19 protein-coding genes and 1 pseudogene are annotated in these 19,806 nt (G+C 56.8%); 10 read left to right on the forward strand and 10 right to left on the reverse strand.

The window, feature by feature from the left end; translation table 11 throughout:
• Both V7680_RS11470 and V7680_RS11475 read left to right on the forward strand, forming a co-directional pair.
• A pseudogene (locus V7680_RS11470) lies at positions 1–214 on the forward strand (ribonucleotide-diphosphate reductase subunit beta); the annotation flags it as partial.
• The gene (locus V7680_RS11475; RefSeq protein WP_335653412.1) at positions 214–867 is read left to right on the forward strand and encodes a hypothetical protein; all 654 of its coding nucleotides are present in this window, start codon (positions 214–216) and stop codon (positions 865–867) included. The pseudogene V7680_RS11470 and the gene V7680_RS11475, both read left to right, overlap by 1 nt.
• A 119-nt stretch (positions 868–986) precedes the next feature.
• Here the strand turns inward: V7680_RS11475 and V7680_RS11480 are convergent, their stop codons facing one another.
• Positions 987–1,325 (reverse strand): hypothetical protein, encoded by a 339-nt coding sequence (locus tag V7680_RS11480; RefSeq protein ID WP_335653413.1) that lies wholly within the window; start codon positions 1,323–1,325, stop codon positions 987–989.
• A gap of 75 nt (positions 1,326–1,400) precedes the next feature.
• Here V7680_RS11480 and V7680_RS11485 point away from each other — a divergent pair, with 75 nt between their 5' ends.
• The 4 genes from V7680_RS11485 (at position 1,401) to V7680_RS11500 (ending at position 3,122) form a co-directional block, all read left to right on the forward strand.
• The gene (locus V7680_RS11485) at positions 1,401–1,532 is read left to right on the forward strand and encodes a hypothetical protein (protein WP_335653414.1); all 132 of its coding nucleotides are present in this window, start codon (positions 1,401–1,403) and stop codon (positions 1,530–1,532) included.
• 32 nt (positions 1,533–1,564) lie between these two features.
• Positions 1,565–1,942 (forward strand): DoxX family protein, encoded by a 378-nt coding sequence (locus V7680_RS11490; RefSeq protein ID WP_335653415.1) that lies wholly within the window; start codon positions 1,565–1,567, stop codon positions 1,940–1,942.
• A 116-nt stretch (positions 1,943–2,058) separates the two neighbouring features.
• Positions 2,059–2,442, forward strand: coding sequence for a glycine zipper 2TM domain-containing protein (locus V7680_RS11495; RefSeq protein WP_335653416.1), 384 nt, complete (start codon positions 2,059–2,061; stop codon positions 2,440–2,442).
• A 200-nt stretch (positions 2,443–2,642) separates the two neighbouring features.
• Complete coding sequence (locus V7680_RS11500) at positions 2,643–3,122, forward strand: DUF1294 domain-containing protein (protein ID WP_335653417.1); 480 nt, start codon at positions 2,643–2,645, stop codon at positions 3,120–3,122.
• Positions 3,123–3,310: 188 nt separating this feature from the next.
• Here the strand turns inward: V7680_RS11500 and V7680_RS11505 are convergent, their stop codons facing one another.
• Positions 3,311–3,676 (reverse strand): hypothetical protein, encoded by a 366-nt coding sequence (locus V7680_RS11505; protein WP_335653418.1) that lies wholly within the window; start codon positions 3,674–3,676, stop codon positions 3,311–3,313.
• A 224-nt stretch (positions 3,677–3,900) separates the two neighbouring features.
• Between V7680_RS11505 and V7680_RS11510 the strand changes: the two genes are divergently transcribed.
• Positions 3,901–4,257: a hypothetical protein gene (locus V7680_RS11510; RefSeq protein WP_335653419.1), complete on the forward strand. Its 357-nt coding sequence runs from the start codon at positions 3,901–3,903 to the stop codon at positions 4,255–4,257.
• Here the strand turns inward: V7680_RS11510 and V7680_RS11515 are convergent.
• Entirely contained in the window at positions 4,254–4,724 is a 471-nt protein-coding gene (locus V7680_RS11515) for a thermonuclease family protein (RefSeq protein ID WP_335653420.1), read from the reverse strand. The genes V7680_RS11510 and V7680_RS11515 overlap by 4 nt on opposite strands.
• A gap of 166 nt (positions 4,725–4,890) precedes the next feature.
• On the opposite strand from V7680_RS11515, the gene V7680_RS11520 reads away from it, so the two are divergent.
• Positions 4,891–5,457 (forward strand): hypothetical protein, encoded by a 567-nt coding sequence (locus V7680_RS11520; protein ID WP_335653421.1) that lies wholly within the window; start codon positions 4,891–4,893, stop codon positions 5,455–5,457.
• A 161-nt stretch (positions 5,458–5,618) separates the two neighbouring features.
• Here the strand turns inward: V7680_RS11520 and V7680_RS11525 are convergent, their stop codons facing one another.
• Positions 5,619–5,741 (reverse strand): hypothetical protein, encoded by a 123-nt coding sequence (locus tag V7680_RS11525; RefSeq protein ID WP_335653422.1) that lies wholly within the window; start codon positions 5,739–5,741, stop codon positions 5,619–5,621.
• A gap of 240 nt (positions 5,742–5,981) precedes the next feature.
• Between V7680_RS11525 and V7680_RS11530 the strand changes: the two genes are divergently transcribed.
• Together V7680_RS11530 and V7680_RS11535 are read left to right on the forward strand one after the other, a co-directional pair.
• Positions 5,982–6,200, forward strand: coding sequence for a hypothetical protein (locus V7680_RS11530; protein ID WP_335653423.1), 219 nt, complete (start codon positions 5,982–5,984; stop codon positions 6,198–6,200).
• Between the two features lie 185 nt (positions 6,201–6,385).
• On the forward strand, positions 6,386–6,796 hold the full coding sequence (locus V7680_RS11535) for a glycine zipper 2TM domain-containing protein (RefSeq protein WP_335653424.1): 411 nt from the start codon (positions 6,386–6,388) through the stop codon (positions 6,794–6,796).
• 126 nt (positions 6,797–6,922) lie between these two features.
• Here the strand turns inward: V7680_RS11535 and V7680_RS11540 are convergent, their stop codons facing one another.
• From V7680_RS11540 to V7680_RS11565, 6 genes are all read right to left on the reverse strand, one after another.
• On the reverse strand, positions 6,923–11,119 hold the full coding sequence (locus tag V7680_RS11540) for a hypothetical protein (protein WP_335653425.1): 4,197 nt from the start codon (positions 11,117–11,119) through the stop codon (positions 6,923–6,925).
• Positions 11,119–12,921, reverse strand: coding sequence for a hypothetical protein (locus V7680_RS11545; RefSeq protein WP_442955011.1), 1,803 nt, complete (start codon positions 12,919–12,921; stop codon positions 11,119–11,121). Before V7680_RS11545 ends, V7680_RS11540 begins: the two co-directional genes overlap by 1 nt.
• A 308-nt stretch (positions 12,922–13,229) precedes the next feature.
• A complete protein-coding gene (locus tag V7680_RS11550) occupies positions 13,230–15,227 on the reverse strand; it encodes a heme-binding protein (RefSeq protein ID WP_442955008.1) in 1,998 nt (665 codons plus the stop codon).
• A gap of 8 nt (positions 15,228–15,235) precedes the next feature.
• Positions 15,236–16,636, reverse strand: coding sequence for a multiheme c-type cytochrome (locus V7680_RS11555; protein ID WP_442955010.1), 1,401 nt, complete (start codon positions 16,634–16,636; stop codon positions 15,236–15,238).
• Between the two features lie 268 nt (positions 16,637–16,904).
• Positions 16,905–18,344 carry an aldehyde dehydrogenase family protein gene (locus V7680_RS11560; RefSeq protein WP_335653426.1) on the reverse strand — a complete coding sequence of 480 codons (1,440 nt, stop codon included), beginning with the start codon at positions 18,342–18,344 and terminating at the stop codon, positions 16,905–16,907.
• A gap of 11 nt (positions 18,345–18,355) precedes the next feature.
• A partial coding sequence (locus V7680_RS11565) for an acetolactate synthase large subunit (protein WP_335653427.1) occupies positions 18,356–19,806 on the reverse strand: 1,451 nt, incomplete at its 5' end.

Raw genomic sequence — 19,806 nt, forward strand, 5'->3', positions numbered from 1 at the left:
CCCGCTGCCATGGCTCGCGCCATTGCTCAACGGCGTCGAGCACGCCAATTTCTTCGAAGCCCGCGCCACCGAATATTCAAAAGGCGCGACCAAGGGCGAGTGGAACGACGTCTGGTCGAGCTTTGACCAGCGCAAGGGCAAGGTCGCGAACGAAGACGCGCCGGTTGATGACGGGCCGGATATGTTTGAAGAAGCAGGGGTTGCTGCGGAGTAGTGTTAGAATCAGCCGAGCCAAAGGAATTAGCTACTTCTGGAGAAATCGAGGCGGTCAAAAAAGTTGTTGGTGAGTATCAAAGCCATTGGAACGATATCAGTGGATCAATTCAAAAATGGCTTCTTGCTACTCTGATAACGCTAAATTCCGGAGCTTTGATTGCTTCTATCAATCTTGGACTACATCCAGATGCCTTAGCCGACGCCACGAGTAGCTTTTTTCTGGGTCTTGTTTTTGCTCTTCTTGCTGGTACCGCTACTCTTGTTGGAATTAGCATTCGACAGTCACTTATTCTAGACCTCAATTATGCTGAAACCGGAATTGCAGAACCTCCACAAAAACGGCATCTGAGATATATTTTCAAGCCTCGGTTCGAAATTTTTTTAGCCATGTTATTTGGAGTCTTTTCTATTTTTCAATTTTCTATCGGTGGTGCAACAATACTTAGTTCAACAAAACCCTGTAGCTCTTCGGAACTTGAAATGAGCGAGATGTTCGAAGATAATATTGTTCCGGCTACTAAGACCTCTTTGAAGACCTGCTATTACTACTCACTTGAAGGCCTTTCCGACGATCCATGGAAGAGGGTGCAGCAGGAGAAAAGGATGCTTGAATTGCTCGAAGAAAATGGAATCAGCACGAGATTACCGTAACACCGCATCAATTCCGCCTCTCGTCATCCTGAACTCGTTTCAGGATCCCTTCCGGCAGAGCGCGCACCCTTGAGAGGTCCTGAAACAAGTTCAGGATGACGATTAGCTTGGTCGAGCCCTCACCCCGAATTCCCAAAATCCGCGCCGCCCTTCTCGCTCAACGGCGCATCATCCTCCGCTTCGTCCAATATGCCGAGGTCGCTTTCCTCGTCATCATCATTGCGCTCGCCGGCAAAGGCGCCGCCTTCGATGCGGCCGCTTTCGACCATCTGTTTCATATGGTCGACCGTGTCCTGGGTATCGCCGGGAATGATCTGCGCGGGGTCGGTGTGGCCGCCGTGCGTGCTGTCGGCGATATCCTCGCGCTTGGCCCTGGTGTGCTGCTGCGCGTTCTCGGCAAATTTCTGGGCCTGCGCGTCGTCGTGCTGGGACTGGTTGATGTTGCGTTTGTCGGTCATGATGTTCCTCTTTCTGTTGGTCTTTCAACACGAGGGCAGGGGATTTGTTCCGTGGAGCGGAGTAACAACATCGTCATGCTGAACTTGTTTCAGGACCTCCATCGGCAGAGCGCACAATCGGACGAGGTCCTGAAACGAGTTCAGGATGACGAAGGCGCGCGCGACACCTTCATTTCCCGCATTGACGCTACGACGGGCTTGGCATAGCTTCGGCGCTCATAAACAGGGGAGGAAAAATCATGAAATTTCTGGATGGATATACCGAGCATAGTTACGCGCTGCTGCGGATCGTCGCGGGGCTGTTGTTCATGGCGCATGGCGTGCACAAGTTTTTCGGCTTTCCGATAGCCTTCGAATATCCGATGAACCCGCTGATGTATGTCGCCGGCGGGATCGAGCTGGTCGGCGGCGCGATGATCGCGCTGGGGCTGTTCACCCGTCCCGTCGCCTTCGTCGCCAGCGGCCTGAGCGCAGCGGCTTACTGGATGGCGCATGGCTCGACCGGCCTGTTCCCGATTGCCAATGGCGGCGAACTGGTCGTGCTCTACTGCTTCATCTTCCTCTATATCGCCGCGCGCGGTGCCGGTATCTGGAGCGTCGACAGCAAGCGGGGCTAAAGCGAGGCTGGGGCGCGATGGGCCGCCGGTGCGGGTGTTTCGCGTCACAGGCCGTTCATATTGCAACTTGTAAATCCCGGTCACGTTATAAGAAGAACCGCAACGGGAGTTACATCATGCGCAATATCCTCATGTCCATCGCCGCCGCCTCTCTGGTCGTGCCCGCCGCCGCTGTGCTGGCCGATCCGCCCAGCCATGCAAAGGCTTATGGGAAATACAAAAACAAGAACAAGCACAAGAGCCGCTATGACGACCGCGGTCGCTATCACGAGCCCCGTCGCGTGAGCCGCGACGAACGCATCTGGCGCGGCAATGACGGGCGCTATCATTGCAAGCGCGACAACGGCACAACCGGCCTGATCATCGGCGGCGCCGTCGGCGCTCTCGTCGGCCGCGGAATCGACACCGATGGTGATCGCACGGTCGGCACTTTATTGGGCGCGGCAGGCGGCGCTCTGCTGGGCCGCGAGATTGATCGCGGCGGGATGAAATGTCAGTAGAACAGGGGAGGGTAACCTCTTCCCGCTCCTGAATTGTCATCCCGGCGTAGGCCGGGATCCAGTCCAAAGGAAATGTCGCGCAGCGGCTTCTTCATCCACTGGCCCCCGGCCTGCGCCGGGGTAACGGACGAGGACGACTGGCCGCTTCGGTCAAAGCCACTTTTTACCGGTCTTTAAGCATGATCCTGTAAACTCTCGCCATGTTTACCGTGACCAACATCCTGCTGGCTTTCGTCCTGATCAACGCCTGGACATTTGTCATGTTCGGCTGGGACAAGATTCAGGCGGAAAAATTTCAGTGGCGGGTGTCTGAGGCAACGCTTCTCCGGCTTGCCCTGTTCGGCGGGTCGCTGGGCGCTTATGCCGGTCGATCGGCGTTCCGCCACAAGACGCGCAAACAGCCGTTCAACAGCAGATTGCAGAATATTGGCCTGATCCAGTTGGTCGCGTTGACCTTTTGCGGCGTATATTTTTATGAGCCAAGCGGCCTGTCGACACCGGCACAGGCGGAGAAGCCGCAAACCTTTATCCAGCGCCCCCAATCGAGCGCCTATTATCGCAATTGCGATGCCGCCCGCAGCGCCGGAGTAGCACCGCTTCGTCGAGGCGACCCCGGCTATCGGTCTAGGCTGGACCGCGACAATGACGGTATCGCCTGTGAGCCATATCGGGGGCGTTGAGCTTTTTTTTCCTCTCCCTTAGGGAGAGGCAACTAAGACTTGGTCCGCATGGACCTAGTCGCAGTCGGTGAGGGGTTTTCACCCTCTCGACCGTTCCAACCCCTCACCGAGTTACGCTAGTCAGGCAAGCTGACAAGCTCCACTTGCCTCTCCCTATGGGAGAGGAAAAAGTGGAGGCAACTTTGGTCTCACCGCTGCGGCAACAACCGCCGCCAGTCTCCCCACAACACCACCGCGAGACAGGCCCCGATCACTGCGAGATCAACCGCAGGTCCGACCGGATCATATTGCAGGCCGGCGAGCGCTGCCAGGCCCGAGATCGCCGACCAGATCACGAATAATTTCCGTCCGCCGTCCCAGCCTTTGGCCAGGCCGATGCCGGCGGCGAACAGCAGCATCGGGGAGACCATCATCAATATCGGACCGATGGCGGGCAGCAGCAGAAATATCGATGTGGACAGCATTGGCGGCAGCGTGGGCAAGGGGAGCGGGAGAAAGGTGAGCGCCGCAACGACGATTGCGCCCCAGCCGATATATTCACGATATTGTTTCATGCCGACCGATTATCATAGCCCGCCGCATTTGCCATCTCTTCTTGCGATTCTCGTTGTCGGCATCTGTCCTACACCATCGCGTTGTGGTAAAGATGCGCTCATGAGACACTATCGCGCCCGCCCGGTTCAACCACCTGTAAGAACGCCGAAAATCGCGTTCTCGGGGGGAGTGGAAATTTTTCTTTTAACACTGTAAAGTTCGTCAAATTCAGGTCGGAGTTATCATGAAATTTGTCCGAATCATTTTTGCCGCCGCCGCCGCCTGGGGCTTCCTCGCGCTGGTCCCGGGATTATTTGCAGAAGCAGGCCCCCGACCGGAATATTATTACGGTTTCATCGGGCTGGCTTTGGTGTTCCAGCTGATCTTCGTCCTGATCGCCCTTGATCCGGCCCGCTACCGCGCGCTGGTTCCAATCGCGATACTGGAAAAGCTGTCTTTTTTCCTGCCGGTCGCGATTCTCTATCAACAGGGCAGGGTGGCGATGGGGCCCGTATTTGTCGGCGCAATGGTCGACGGGCTATTTATGCTGTTGTTCGCGCTTGCGTGGCTGGTTTTGCGCAAGGCGGGGCAGTCCGGCTAGCACCAGTCGCGGCGATATCCCCGCCAGCGTTCTGCCAGTCCCTCGGCAACCAATGTCTCGCCCAGGCTGTGGCCGCTGCGGGTGATGATGCGCAGGTCGCGACCATATTGATCCTGGTCGCGGTCGGTGGTTTCGAGCGAGAAGGCACCCTCGTTGAGCAGGTTCTGAAACCTGATCTTCGCTTGCTCGCCCAGCCGTTTTTCGGCGGCGCAGCCGGAGTTCGAGATTTCCGGGGTGTTGATATCGGCGATCCGGATCTTGCGACCCTCGAACCAGATCGTGTCGCCGTCGACGACGCAGGTGAAGCGGTCCGGGCCAAAGCAGATGCCGAAGCTGGCACGGTGCGGATCAATGGCGACCGCTGCATTGGTGGTGGCGGGGCCGCCGATCAGGAAGGTCGTGAAAAACACCGCAGTGCACAGGGCCGCGGTGATTGTGATGAAGGTGGGCCAGCGGATGTTGTTCACCCGTTTGGAAATACCGGAGAGTTGTTAATAGAGGTTAAAGCGGGTCGTTGTTTTGAAGAGCGGAATCGAGAGTCATCACGGTGCTGCCGTAGCAATCGAGGGTTACAACCAATATGAGTCTATCTCCATCTACCCGTTGGCCTGTCATGCTGTTAGGGCATCTATCATGTTGAAAAAATGCACCTTGTCCGTCGCCGTCGTCATTCTCGCTTTGGTGGCATCTCCTGGCGTTGCTACCCAATCCGGGACCATTGTCGACGAACCGGTAAAACCGACGATCCCGTCGCGCGAAGACTATCCGGATGCGGGGCAGGCTTTCGGGATGGTCTGGCACAATGACAGCGATGGCCAATCGGCGCTTCTGTCACTCATGGTGCCGGAGACCGACAACCGGCTGTGGACCATGCGCTGTGAAAAATTGGAAAATGGATCGGTGCGGATCGCGCATATGATCATCGCTACGCCGCGAGAAATGGTCGCGGAAGACCAGTTCGGATTCACCATCAGGGTCGACGGCGACGCGTCGATCGGCATTTTGGCCCGGATGTTACCGGCTCAGATCGAGGGTGAAGACCTGACGATGCCGCAATTCTATCTGCCCAATAATCATGCGCTGTTTCCGGCGCTGGCGCGGGGCAATCGCGCCTTTGTCAATTTGAACGGCAACAGATTCTCCGTCCATCTCAAAGGGTCGGGCGACGCGCTGGTGACCTTCTTGCGCGCCTGCCGCTAGCGGCAACTCCGGTGATCAGATCACCAGAGATGCGCTATTGTTGACGGCTGGGCCGATCGAGGCTGTGAGCAAGACAGCGGCCGAGAGGAAAGCGGCAAAAGCTGAAGCGAGGCGGTTTTGGAATTTTGGGGACAACATGGTCTGGGTTCCTTTTATGGGGTCTAGGCGATCAGAGCGGCGGCATTGTTGACAGCTGGGCCAACGCTTGCGCTGACAAAGATGGCGGCGGTGAAAAGAGCAGCAAAAGCGGCGGCGACTTGGTTCTGGATGTTGCTGTTGGTCATGTTGAGGTTCCTTTTTGGTTTAATATGGTGCTTCACAAATTGTTCTGCGAAGATGCCAAGAACATTGCACAGGCTGTGCCAGTTTAAGAAAATCTATAAGTTACAGTTAGATAGCGATATTCCTCGCGTCTGCGAATATGAACGGAAACTGAATAGTGGCAATTTATACCAACATTTGGTTTCTATAATCTGCTGAGGTTGGCGACCTTCTGTTAACGTCGATCTGCTATGGGCAGTGCCATGTTCGGACCGCGCCTCTCTCGTGTCTTCGCCAGCCGTGGCAATGCTTTATGGTGGTCTGCCATGGTGCTGGTCACCGCCTATTGCGTCGCGGCCGATCCACCGGCGGAAGTTGGACCCGGGGTGGATGCTGAGGTGACCAAGGCTGGCCAGAAACCAGCCGATCCCTGGGCGGGGATGAAGGACGTCGCCAAGCAGCGGGAAGACCTGCTCCGCTAAGCCAGCAGATTGTTGTGAAGCCGCGCTAGCATTGTCGCCTTAATGGCTGTTCATAAAAACGCCGCTTAATATGAACCTGAGATAAAAGCATCATTCAGCCTCCGGTCAAAGCGACTCCGCTAGTCCTCCAATTGTTGGGCAGCAATTATATCGGGTTTGGATAAACCCGCTTTGGAGTAGAGAATATGATCAACAAGATTTTGGGAAGTTTAGCCATTTCGACCGCAGCCATTGCAACAATGGCCTTTGCAACCCCCGCCGAAGCGCGTGGCGGATATTCCAATGGCGGCTATTACGAGCAGGTCCGGAACGACGGCCGCCGCGAATATCGCCGCGGCGACACCTATCGTGGCGACCGCTATCGGGATCGCGATCGCCGCGATTACCGCGACCAGCGCCGCTATCGCGACAATCGCTATTCGAGCAACAGTCGGAACCGGGGTTGTGATCGCGGAACCGGCGGTACAATTATCGGTGCGATAGCCGGCGGTCTTCTCGGCAATGAAGTTGCCGGTCGCGGCAGCAAGACCGAAGGTACGATCATCGGCGGAGCAGTCGGCGCATTGGCTGGCCGCGCGATTGACGGCAACTGCTGATCTGATCCGCACATAATCCAGTCAAGTTAAACCCCTGCGTGAGCCCACGCAGGGGACAGGATGCCCTCGAGTTGCGTATTGGGGGAAAGGGGGTCGGCGTCTTCGGACTGTCCGGCCCCCGCTCGATTATGGCTTGGCGATCCGTGGTGGAACCGGACCGATCCAGTCCGCGATATCCGGCTTGTCTCTGACGAAATAGGGCTTGCCCTTGCTGTTCAGGTAGAAGCGCTGCATCTCGCTGCGGGTGAACGGTCGCGAACCCAGCCGTCCAAAGACAGCCATCTGCCCGCCGGTCTCATCCACCGCCCGGTCACGATCGAGACCTTTCGACAATGCCAGCGCCGGTTTGGGCGTACGGGCAAAGGCGATCAGTTCCGGCTTCGGTTCCGGTGAGAAACCATAAAAGTTCTTCTGACTGTCTGGTGTGGTCAACTGGATCACCTTCAGTCCATTGCGACCATCGGCGACATAGGCAAACAGGGTCGCGTTGGTCGATCCGACAATCACATCCTCTGCATCATTCATCGTGCCGCCAAAGGTTTCTTTCGTATATATTGTAGGCGCTTCGGGCCGAGTGATATTGGCGATCACCAAGCCTTCATCCTTGGCAGCGATATAGGCATACGTACGAGCGAGATAGAGACGTCTAGCATTGCGCAGAGGGATGGTTCCGGATGGTACGGCAACCGGATTTTCCATGTCGGTGACATTGAACAGTTTCACGCCGTCGACATCAGTTACCCAGAGATAGCGGAATTGCAGCGCAGACGCCCGCGCATCTGTCATCGGAATGGTAATGACATGACGGGGTTTCAGCGGATCATCCAAATCGATCAGGGTCAGTCCTGCAGCAGTGGTAATATAGGCATAGTGCCCGGCCAGCGTGATATGCTGCGCGCCGTCAAGCACCCCACCTTCGTTCCAGGTCAGACTGCGTTTGAAGAAATTATTGCGGAATTCACCATCGGCAAGAGTGTTGATGTCGACCAGGATCAGGCCTTCTTCGCTATCGGTGACTACCGCATAATTGTAGATCGGATGGAAAGCCTGTTCCTCGTTGACCTCCCGCAATTCCTTGGTGTTGCGCAGCGGGGCAATCGGCTGGTTGGTGGCGAGTGCCATGCAGGTCGCGTTCTTGGTATCAACATGAGTATCATGGCCAAGAGAGGAGAAGGGCGCTTTGACGATCCGTTCAGAGAAGCCCTTGTTGCCTATCGAGGCGACGTCATAAGCGCGGAACCCGCCTTTGCCTTCGGCTACAAACATATACTCGCCGCGCAACTGCAGGCAACGGACGGCATCACTGGTGCCTTGCACGACATTCTTGAACTCTTCGAGGGCCTTGGTCTCGCCGGACAGATCCTTGTCGAGCCGCTCGCCTCGGACCCAGTCAATCAGTTCGCGATCATGGTCCTCGACATGCATTCGCCAATAGTCAGGATAGGCATATTTTTGCAAATAGGAGCCAATAACTGCCTGTGGTTCATCCCATTCGGTAACCCGGACGGCTTCAAAGCCTTTTTCCAGACCGACCCAGGCGTGGAGGCCGATGAAGTTGACGAAGTTGGTGCCCTGCAACAATGTTTGCGCCATGATCGCATTATTGTCATTGGCCTCGCTAACGTGACAATCCGAGCATTGCTTGGTTTCGGTCTTGCGCACCGTGTGCGGGAAATGCGGCGCAAAAGCTTGTGACGAGAAGCCGATACCGGAAATCGGGGGCTGCTGGACGTAGATGCGTTCGCGATTGATGTTGGTCGAGGACAGGATCAGTGCCGAGGTTGAACGGACCGGAGCGATGACATTACCTTTGGTGGTCTGGTGACGGCCCAGCTGGAACATCTGATCTCGGGCAACTTGGGGATTATAGGTCGCGTAGTTCCGGGTCGTGCCACCTTCATATTTGTGATTGTCGGCCTGCCAGTTTGCTTCGATCGGCAGATGGCAACCACCACAGCTGGTGGTCCAGCTGAGATGACAGGTGAAGCAGACCATATTCTCGTCTTTATGCGCCCGATCGTCTTTGGCAACGCCGCTTCCGAAGCTAAATTTGCCCGTTTCTGCTCCGCTTTTGGACATGAGCTTGGCTCGCGCCGCCTTGACGTTGAAATCAGGATGGGACCGGTCGACACTGTTCTTGACCAGGCTGACCCGCCAGCTCAGTTCTGGGTCGACGATGGACCTCTGGATCAGAACACGTTTGCCATTGGGGTCTTCGAACCATTCGAAGCGCCGCTCGCCATTGGCGTTGCGCAGAAGGCCGAGATTCTTGCCTTTTGGTCGTGCCGCCACATTGCTGGTCATAAGGTTGGGATAAGCGTCGGCGGTGCCGTGGCAGTCCTTGCAGTTAATTTCGACCGCATTGGCGACTTCGCCGTAGATCAGGCCATTGCCGTGACTATCCTGCGAGAAATGGCAATCAGCGCATTGCATACCGACTTCGGCATGGATGCTCATCATATGGACAGATTTGCCAGGGTTCACTCCCGGTTCGACGAATTTTCCTTCGCCTTTCTTGCGGAATTTTTCCGGATCGTCATTGGCCACGATATTCTCGGTATCGGTGCTGTAGCTCGCCTGATTGCCCTCGGCGTCAAGCAGATTGCCATCGCGATCGCGTTTCAGGACGGCCCGGAAGTTCCAGCCATGACCGTGATAGTCGGCAAATTGCGTATCCTTGGCGTCGCTGTTGACGTCGTAAACATTGCGCAGGAAATCAATGTCGGCCCAGAGACCTTTGGGAGCCGCGCCTTCGGGGTTTCTGTCGAGCACCTTGCGGACTTCCTCGGCATCGGGATATTTCTGCTGCTTATATTTCTTCTGATATTCCTCGTCGCTCATGCCTTCGGGCTTGGGCGACTTGTTGTCCGGACCCGGCCACATGTAAGGCGCGTCGGATTCATAATCCCACATAGTGTAGCCGAGATAGCTGTTCAGGAAGATATTCGGCTGGTGCATGTGACAGTTCATGCATTGCGCCGTCGGAATGGCGCGGGTGAAAGCATGCTGGACCGGATGGCCCTTCTCGCGTTTCGCCGGATCGGTTTCGACCGCGTGTTCATCGCCGTGGCCTTCGTCTCCACCATGGGTGTCTGTGGCTGGCTTCTTGTCTTCACCATGGCCGCCTTCGGCACCGTGGGAGGCATCATAAGTACCAAATTTGCCGAACCGATGTTCGCCCTCTTTCAGATTTCTGATCGTCGGATCGTTGGTGTTGGTCTGTCCGTCGCGACCAAATTTCGCCCAGATCGAGCTATGCCGCGGTTCGCGGTCATTGGCGTAGACGACATGACAGCCAGCGCAGCCCGACTGGCGATAGTCGCCCGGTTGGTCATTGGTGCCCATGAACCACATGAACGGGTCATTGAGCCGGGTCTTATGGATATTGAGCACCGGTATGGCGACGCGCAGGCCGGTACCGGGTCCACGGTTGGACTGTTTGAGGTCAGGGCGTCCCGGCTCTTCCAGCCGCTGGATGATGCCACCGATATTGGGCAGTCCGATCTCGGGGAACTGCGTGTTGATATTCCGGCCGCCGCGCTCGAACACACGGAAAATATCGCCCGGCGGTACCGTGTGCCAGGTCGGCAGCGGATAAAGGATTGGAAGCGCGCCGCGTTTCTTCTCGGCATCTGTCACAGTGCCATGCGGGTTGCCCGGGGACTTGATCGTCGCTGGCTCGCCCTTGCGGGTATAAGCCTCGCCAAAGACGTAATTTTTAAACGGTACAATACCATTATTATAGGCTGCGCCGCCCCATAGCATCGCACCGGTTGCCATCAGCGACCGTTCTGAAGCCTCAATGATTTCCATATGACAGGCGCCACAGGATTCCCGCGCAACGCGATAGTCCGATGGATTGACGAAGCGGACAAATTCAGGCGATTCCTTGTTCAGCAATCCATAGCTGCGCTTGGGATTGGCAGAAGATGGCCAGTGCCAGCTTTCGGGATATTTGGGCAGCACATGCGCTTTGGTCAGCGCATCCATATAGGCCAGGCTGTTCTTGCCCCATTTGTTGTTGCCGACAACCGAAGCATCGCCGCCATGACAATCGACGCAGCCGAGAACCACGGCCGGGGTCTCGTGCATTGTCTTCTGGTCGCTATCGGTGTGACAGCTCTGGCAACCACTGCTCTTGGTTTGCGCTTCTTCCCAAGTCTGGTTTTGGGGAGCAGGGGGCGTGAAGCTATAATCGACTTTTTGCGGTTTTTCCTTGCCTGCTGCCATTAACAGCGAGGCTGGAGTGATGGTCAACGCTAGCGCGCCCAGTCCTGCGAGGATCAATTTACTATTGCCGGTCATGACATCCCGCCAGCTCATCAAAACGCCAATATCGCGTTGAGCAAGATCGAATAGTGAAAGTCTCGCTTGTCTGTCAGATCGAACAAATCCTTGAATCCTTTTCCGGGTATCAATGCAGCGCCGGATAGGCGGAATACCATGTTTTGCGTCGATTTAGGGCGGTAGATTGCAGCCATACTGAGATCCCAGCCGATATCTTTCGGGATCGATCCTTCGACCCGTAGAGCCTGCAGCGTGTCTGTCTTTTGAAACCACAGATGGTTGGCATTGCCGGATAGCCGGAAGTCGGGTGTCAGGTCAGCGTCGACGCCGACGCCAGCCAATATCGTACCCGGATTGTTGAAATTGCTTTGCCCTTGTTCCTTGGAGGAACGGAGGGAATTGAGAATGCCATTGCGGCCGTTGATCGAGATGACCCGACCACCACCGGCGAAAGGAATAGTCTGGCGGATCCAGTAGCTGGTATCGGCTCCTGCAAAAATCGGGTTTTCGAAGATCGCGTCAAATCCGGCTTCGACATTATTGTAGGGATTGCCGTCGCCGCTGGCGATCAGACCTGAGGCGCGGAATCGAAGAAAGTCGACGTCATAACTGGCTTCGACTGCGCCGAAATAGGCTGCGATTTTTGCTGGTTCGCTGGTGAAGAAGCTGTTCCGGTCCTCGCCAAAGGCACCGTAAACCTGTCCGGTCAGATTGATCCGTCCGATCCGTCCGTCAAAGGCATAGCCTGGATAGACGACGTCATAGGCGCGGCCTCTGAGATCGCCGAGCAAGGCGGGGCGGACTGGAAAGCCATTGTCGTCAATCTCGACGTCGGATTTCTCGCGGTTCATATTATAGGTCAGGCTGAACTGGCTGGTCAGGCCGACAAAGGGTAGATCCTGCCGATAGAGATTGGCGAAGAAAATATAACTTTCGCGCGGGGTCTGGGTGATGTCGTTGAGACCGGAATTGGTGTCTTTTTCCAGCTGGAGAAATGCCCCCAGATTATATTGAATCCGGTTATTGTCGCGGGTCCCGAACAGTCGGAAACCGAGTTGGTTGTCCTGGAACAGAAAGCCGCGGAAATCTGCCTGCATCGGCTGGATACCGATACGGAAACTGTCGAAGTCATAGCGCGCTGAAGTGTTGCGGATATGATAATCGAAAAAGGCTTCCTGCACCCCGATGAACCAGTCGGTGCGATGCGAGGATTTCGACGGCTCGACGAACAACACCCGCCGCTCCGGTACATTCACATGATTGACCTGCGCCGCCAACGTCAGGCGATATTCCACGTCAGGCGGTTTATAAGCGGTCGACCCCTTGATCAGGGCAAAGCCGGTGATGAAAGTCTGGGCGTAAACCTCAGAGCCGGATCGTCCGAAAACGTCGAGACTGTTCGGGCGATCGGTGGTCTGGACGCCGACCGGAATAGGGAAACTGCGCGGTTCAATCACGGTGTCGGATATTGCATTGACCACAAAGAACCAGTCATCGCCTTTAAGAAAACCCGGTTTCTTGTCGGCCGGGATCGGCTTGTCGCCCTTGAGCACATTCTGGTTATACGGGTTGAGCGTGCTGTGGCAGTTGTTCCGCAAGGCGCCGAACAGGGTATAGATAGATTCATCACCGCCCTTGGCGGGGCAGAGACTCTGCATGATCCGCCAGCGATCGGGGACCGGAAATTCGTCGGTTGGAAAGGCTTCTGGCGGGGGAGCACTGACCGCTCCGGGGTTGTTCTGGGTCACCAGATCGGGCAGGCTTTTCTGGACGCCGGGGCGGCGGCGGCCATCGATCAGGGCGTCATCAGCATCAAGCCCGTCAAAGTCCATTTCCATTTGATCCGGCGTTTCGGATTGCTCCAAAATGGAAGACATGGAAGCATCTTTCGGGGTGGACGGCTCAGACGCAGCTTTTTCGTCGGTTTCGGCCTCTTCTTCGTCCGGATCTGGTCCACCCATGCCCGTTTGTGTGATGAAATCGGCAGTTTCTGAACTTATCCAGTCAAATCTTTCCCCTGCGAGCAGGGCGGTCAAAGAGGATTCCATTTCCTCGACCGAGACGCGCTGGGCCTCCATCTGCTCGGCCTGACCGGACATCACCGCCATGATCGGCACAAAGGAGGAAGCGAAACCCGACATCCGACCTACAGACCCTCGCAGACATTTTGTTCTGCAGTGTCAAGGAACGGCGCAAAGGGACAACTGATATAGCGTAACCGGACATTGGCGTTGCCGAGATTGACGACGACGTTATCTGCCCGCATCGCTTTTGGTGCGTTACCGATACTGCCAATGCGCTGTCCCGCGTTGTGCAGTCCCAGAAAGCTGATCATATCATCCTGATCGATACCGTCACCAGATACACCCAGTCCGCCGATCAGCTGGTTGCCGCGATAAATCGGTACGCTGCCCGGGAAAATCTGGATGCCGTTTTCGAGCCGGTTCTGTCCCGGCACCGCATCCGGCGTGCTGGTGCAGCGCATGGGGGTGTCCATTGGGGCGGTTCCGGTAACAAAGGCAAGATGCTGCCCGAGATTGAGGAAGATCAACGCCGCCTGCAGTCCGGTCGCGAAGGGGTTGAAATCTTCAATCGGGCGCGACAATGGTCCGTTGGGACGACCCAGTTCGCCATCCGGAAAATAGGGGCGGGAGAGATTGCCGCCCGAGCGATCGGCAAAGGCGACCGTACCGGTGAGGGCATTGGGATCGTTCAAAAAGGTTCTGACCCGTCCGACAAAGGCGGCAACATCGCCATCAGGATTGCCGAGCAGGTCTGATGCCGCGACGCTGTTGGAAAAGAACGAGGCTGTCCTTGCTTTTTGCAGCGAAACATCGGTTCCGAAAATCGGTGCATCGGGTGAACGGACAATGCCAAGTATCTCGCCATGGGTGTCGACAACCGAGACGGAAACTTGTGCCCGGCTGTCGAGCGGTTGCCGGATTTGCGCCCGTGCGCGCGACATGACGATGAAGGCTTCTTCCAATATCGCCCTTGTTTCCGCTGCTGTCAGCGGTGTGGTAACGTTAGCAGCGTCGGTCGCACCGCGAATTGGAAAACGATTGGCTCCGGCACCGTCGGTCATCACGAAAGCATCGCGGTTCTTGAATTCGGCCACTGTAGATGCGCGGATGCCCGAAGCTTCCGTGCCATAGGCCGAGCCGGCGATGATGGTGTTGGAGGCATAGCCCTTAACAACGATCAGATCGCCAGCCGTGCCGCTAATGGCAGCATAATTTTTTTGTAGCGGCGAGAGGTCGCTTACCACAACGTCACTGAACCGAAGCTGCGTTCCGTCAACCGAAATGCGATTGGCGGTCACTGCTGCGGGTGGAGCGAAGCCTTGAATACCGGCCAGGGCAATCGCCTCCTCGTCATCGTCATCAATATCGAGGGTGTTTGAATCAAACCCGTAGTCACCGTCACCCATCACACCGATGGCACCGACTACCACGCCGTTTTTGTACAGCGGTAATCCACCGGGATCGGCGGACAGGCCGAGCGGAGAACGCTTTGGCCCGATCAGCGCCGCTGTACCGATGCTGCCAAATCTCTGGTTGAAATCGGAACATGGCAACTGGCTAAATTGTACGCCGAATAGCGGGCCGCTTTCCAGGCCCGCCGTGGTCGGGGCGGGCGGGAAATGTTCCTGAACGATCTGACTGGCGGTACGGCTGGAAAATGCATTGCCGGCACTGGACAGATAAGCGCCGGTCACGGCTTTTGCGATAGCGCCTGCTGCTGCTGGCACAACGACGCCCTGAACATCAACCAGGGGATTGTTGATCGCTCCCAATGCGGTGCGCGCGCTGGTGGTTGCGGTCGGCCTTGCGCCGTTCATTTCAAACACCGCCAGCACATTACCGACCCTGTCCGTTACCGCGATAACCGAAGGCAGATTGCGGGCAGTCGCTTCACCGACGGCCTGCGCAATGATTGTCTGCACATCGGCAACGCTGAGCGATTCTTGCGCCGGTGGCGTATAAGCGCCGCCATTGCCATCAATCGGGGTCGGAGTGGGCGACGGGGAAGGCGAGGGCGAAGGCGTGCCGCCGAAATCATTGCTGTCACCACCGCCACCACAAGAGGTCAGGACCAGCGCTGCTGCAGAAAGGGCAGAGGTCAGGAAGAATTTGCGCATCATCAAATCCTCTACCGGAGCGACCGGATCGTGCGCACGGCGCTACCCAGTGCCCGACGATATTTCAGCGGTTCATAACTATTGGGTTCGTCAACAGCGGCATAAGCAACATTGATCTGCCCGCGCAGGCTGGCGGCGGCGCTCTCACTAACCTGGCCGCTGTTGACCAATCCATTGAGCAATGTGTCGACGGCCATCACTGCTTGCACGCTGCCTTCATAGTCGGTGAAGCGCGGCGATATCGCCTGACCGGCAATGGTTTCCATGATCTGGAAGGTCTGGTCCCGGCCAAAGCTGGCGCGGGAGAAGCGGTCGGCGAGCTGGGTTGCATATTGCCGCAATTTGGCTGCTTCCTGCACCGCGGGTTCGCGGCCTTGCGCCATCGCGGCGTGGAATGCTCTGGAGCGGCTGTCGAATTCAGCCGCTATTTCCGGCGCAGCAACTTTGATTGCGGCGCTGAGCATGATCATATTCTCGTCATTATAGGGCGGCATGCCTTCGGGAATCGGGCGTCCGGGATTGTCGATCGAGGTCGGTCGGGCGGACGCGCTGTCATAGATTCGGCGGTGGCAGCTGTGGCAGTCGTAGAAATAGAATTCCGGGAAAATACCCTCGGTGGCGAGGGCCGGCTTGGTAAACAGATTGAGCGAACGCTCGAGCGCCATTGCCTGACCGACGGCCCAGAACTGGACGCTGTTGGTCCGGCCCTTGCGGCGGACGTAATCGACATCCTCGTCATGATGCTGTTGCAGCGTTGAGAACAGGTCCATTTCGAAGGAAATGCGCGGATGACCGGCGGCCATGATCTTGTGATCGACGAACTGGCCTTTTTTGGCGCTGCCGAAATGACAGTCGAGGCAGACGCTGGCGCGGGCTTTGGGATTGTCGAGCGGGATCAGGCCCTGCGCAACATTGCGGGCATGGCTGGCGCCGACCGCATAATGGCTCGAAATCCAGCCGGACGATGCGCCGTGGCAGGATTCACATCCTACGCCGTCATTTGTCTGGAAGCGGGGACCTTTGCGTGCTGCGTCCGTCGTGTGGCAACCGAGGCATTCCGAAGCGGAGGCCGCGTCCTTGAGGCCGAGGCGTTTGGCTATCGCGATGCTGCGTGGTTCGCGGAGGACACGAAAAGCGCGGCTGTGGGCCCCGCCGGGTGTGGACTCTTCCTGCCAGCGCATGATCTCGTCCTGCCTGACAATCTCGCCGTCGGCTTCCTGCCGTCCGTGGCAGGTGGTTGCGCCGCAAGAGGCTACGCCGAGATGGGTGCCACTGGCAAGGTCGCTGGCTGCTTCAACCGGGGTGGTGCTTGCCATGGTCGAGACGAACAATGCCGCGCCGACCAGCGCCGAGCAGAACAGGCTAGCGGCCAGAACCGGCCAGCTAGGAATTCCTGATTTTATTTTCCCCATTTGCATCGTTGCGCATTCCGGTTTTTAAACCGGTCTCCTCATCCAGCACGACGCGACCCTTGTCGTTTCCCCATAACGAGCATGATACCTATCCTCCAACCCATGCTCAATGCAAACAAAAATGCCCGATTTCTTTTATTTTTTAGAGCCTTGTCGAGAGCGGTCAGGAGCGAGGGAAGGCCAATGTGGCCTGCAGGCAACGGTCATCCGTTCGGGCGCGATGGCTCGCCAGGGGTAAATCTTGCCGAAGACGGTGTCGGCCGAGCGACTAGCCCGGTTTGCGCCGGATCACGAGATTACGGATTTCAGTCATGTCTTCCATGGCGAATCTGATGCCTTCGCGGCCCAGGCCGCTGTCCTTGACTCCGCCATATGGCATATTGTCGACCCGATAGGATGGCACATCATTGATCACCACACCGCCGACATCGAGATGATCCCATGCGTCGAGCGTCTTGAACAGATCGCGGGTGAAAATGCCTGCCTGCAGACCGAACTTGCTGTCATTCACTTCGTCCATTGCCGCACCGAAATCGCTGAATTTCGAGAGCAGTGCGAGTGGCCCGAATGCTTCTTCGCGATAGGCGTCGGAGCTGGTGTCGACATTTTCGAGCAGCGTTGCCTCGAGCATATTGCCCTTGCGATTGCCGCCGCACAGCAGCTTTGCGCCTCCCGCAACAGCGGCTTCGATCCAGCCATGCAGTCGGCTTGCTTCGCCTTCGGAAATCATCGGACCGATGAATGTGTCGCGTTCCTTCGGATCGCCCGCAACCAGTGTCTTGGTCTTGGCAACCAGCATGTCCTTGAACTTGTCGTAGATGCTTTCGTGGATGATGATCCGCTGCACACCGATGCAGCTTTGGCCGGACTGGTAGAATGCGCCAAAGATGATCCGCTCGAGCGCGTCATCGAGATCGGCATCCGCGTCGACGACGACGGCTGCATTGCCGCCCAGTTCCAAAATGACAGGCTTCTTGCCGGCCTTGGCTTTCAGATCCCAGCCCACGCCCGGAGAGCCGGTGAATGAAAGCAGTTTCAGGCGCTCGTCGGTGGTGAACAAGTCGGCGCCATCTCGACTTGCGGGCAAAATCGAGAAGGCGCCTTTTGGCAGATTGGTCTCTGCCAGAACCTCGCCCATGATGATCGCACCCAGCGGTGTTTTGCTTGCCGGTTTCATCACGAACGGACAACCCACAGCTATTGCAGGTGCAATTTTATGGGCCGCCAGATTGAGCGGGAAGTTGAACGGGGAAATGAAACTGCACGGACCGATCGGAACGCGCTTCCACATGCCCATATAGCCTTTTGCGCGCGCGGAAATGTCGAGCGGCTGGACCTCACCATAGTTGCGCACGGATTCTTCGGCGGCGATGCGGAATGTATCGATCAGACGTCCGACTTCACCCTCAGCATCCTTGATCGGCTTGCCCGCTTCGACGCACAGGGAATAAGCCAGCTCGTCATAGCGTTCCTTGAAACGGTCGACACAATGCTGCAGCACATCCTGCCGTTCATAACTCGCCATTCTGGCCATCGGTTCGGTGGCGGATACGGCACCCGCGATCGCCTCTTCGATCACATCGGGTGTCGCCAAGGCCGTCCGGAAAGCGACTTCATTGGTATATTTGTCGGTGACTTCCAGGTCGGTGTTGGGCTGGACCGCTTCATTGTTGAGATATAGCGGATAGACGTCTTTTAGCTTTGTCATAGGGTGCCTACTCAAACCTTTGCGCTGAGTTCCTTGATCTCGTGATTCAAGATGCGATCATTGTCGGAATAGTCGACCGGAACTTCGATCAGATGGACGCCTTCGCTGTTCAGGCATTTGTCGATTGTTTCCTGCAGATTTTGCGCGCTGGTGATCCGGTAACCGTTGGCACCATAAGCTTCGGCATATTTGACAAAGTCAGGGTTGCCATAGGTCAGGCCCCAATCCTTGAAGCCCATGTTCGCCTGTTTCCAGCGGATCATGCCATAGCTGTTGTCGTTCAGCACGAGCACGGTGATGTTGAGTTTCAGCCGGACCGCGGTTTCCATTTCCTGGCTGTTCATCATGAAGCCGCCATCGCCGCAAATCGCCATGACCTTGCGGTCAGGATAGACCATCGCCGAAGCCATGGCAGAGGGCAGGCCTGCACCCATTGTAGCCAGAGCATTGTCGAGCAATACCGTATTCGCCTGACGCGCCTTGTAGTTGCGAGCGAACCAGATTTTATAGACGCCATTGTCGAGGCAGATGATCCCGTCGGCCGGCATCGCTTCGCGGACGACCTTGACGAGGTGAGGCGGATAGATCGGGCAACGGACATCGTCGTCCATCGAATCCGTATGCTCTTCCTCGGCCCGGCGCGCCTTGTACATTGCGTCGAAATTCCAGCTGCCGGAGGGAACGATATCTTCCTTCATCTGCCAGATCGCATTGCCGATATCGCCGATAACTTCGATCTGCGGGAAATAGACCGGATCGACTTCTGCGCTGTTCATCGACACGTGGATAACTTCTGTGCTGCCGGTTGCCATGAAGAAGGGTGGCTTTTCGATTACGTCATGACCGACGTTGATGATCAAGTCTGCGGATTCGATCGCGCGATGGACAAAATCGTTTGCCGATAGCGCTGCGCAGCCCATGAATTCCTTGTGGGTTTCGTCGACGACGCCCTTGCCGAGCTGGGTGGTGACAAAGGGGATGCCGGTCTTCTCGATAAATTGCGTAAGCATGCGGCCAGTGGTGGTGCGGTTGGCTCCGCCACCGACAACGATGATCGGGGATTTGGCATTTTCGATTTTCTTGGTAGCTGCACGCACGGCTTTCGCTTCGGCAACGGGGCGCCGGGCGAGGCTGGGAGCGATCGGCGTGGAATCGGTTTCCTCGTCGGCAATATCTTCCGGGAACTCGATATGGGTTGCGCCGGGTTTTTCTTCCTCGGCGAGACGGATCGCCTCGCGCACGCGGCTCGGAATATTATCCGCCGAAGCCAGCTGGTGGGTGAATTTGGTGATCGGTCCCATCATGTCGACGACGTCGAGAATCTGGAAACGGCCCTGTTTGGATTTCTTGATCGGTTTCTGGCCGGTGACCATCAGGATCGGCATGCCGCCCAGTTGCGCATAGGCTGCTGCGGTCACCAGGTTGGTGGCTCCGGGGCCGAGCGTTGCCATGCAGACGCCGG

The sequence above is a fragment of the Parasphingorhabdus sp. genome (genome assembly GCF_036963705.1).
Lineage (GTDB): Bacteria > Pseudomonadota > Alphaproteobacteria > Sphingomonadales > Sphingomonadaceae > Parasphingorhabdus.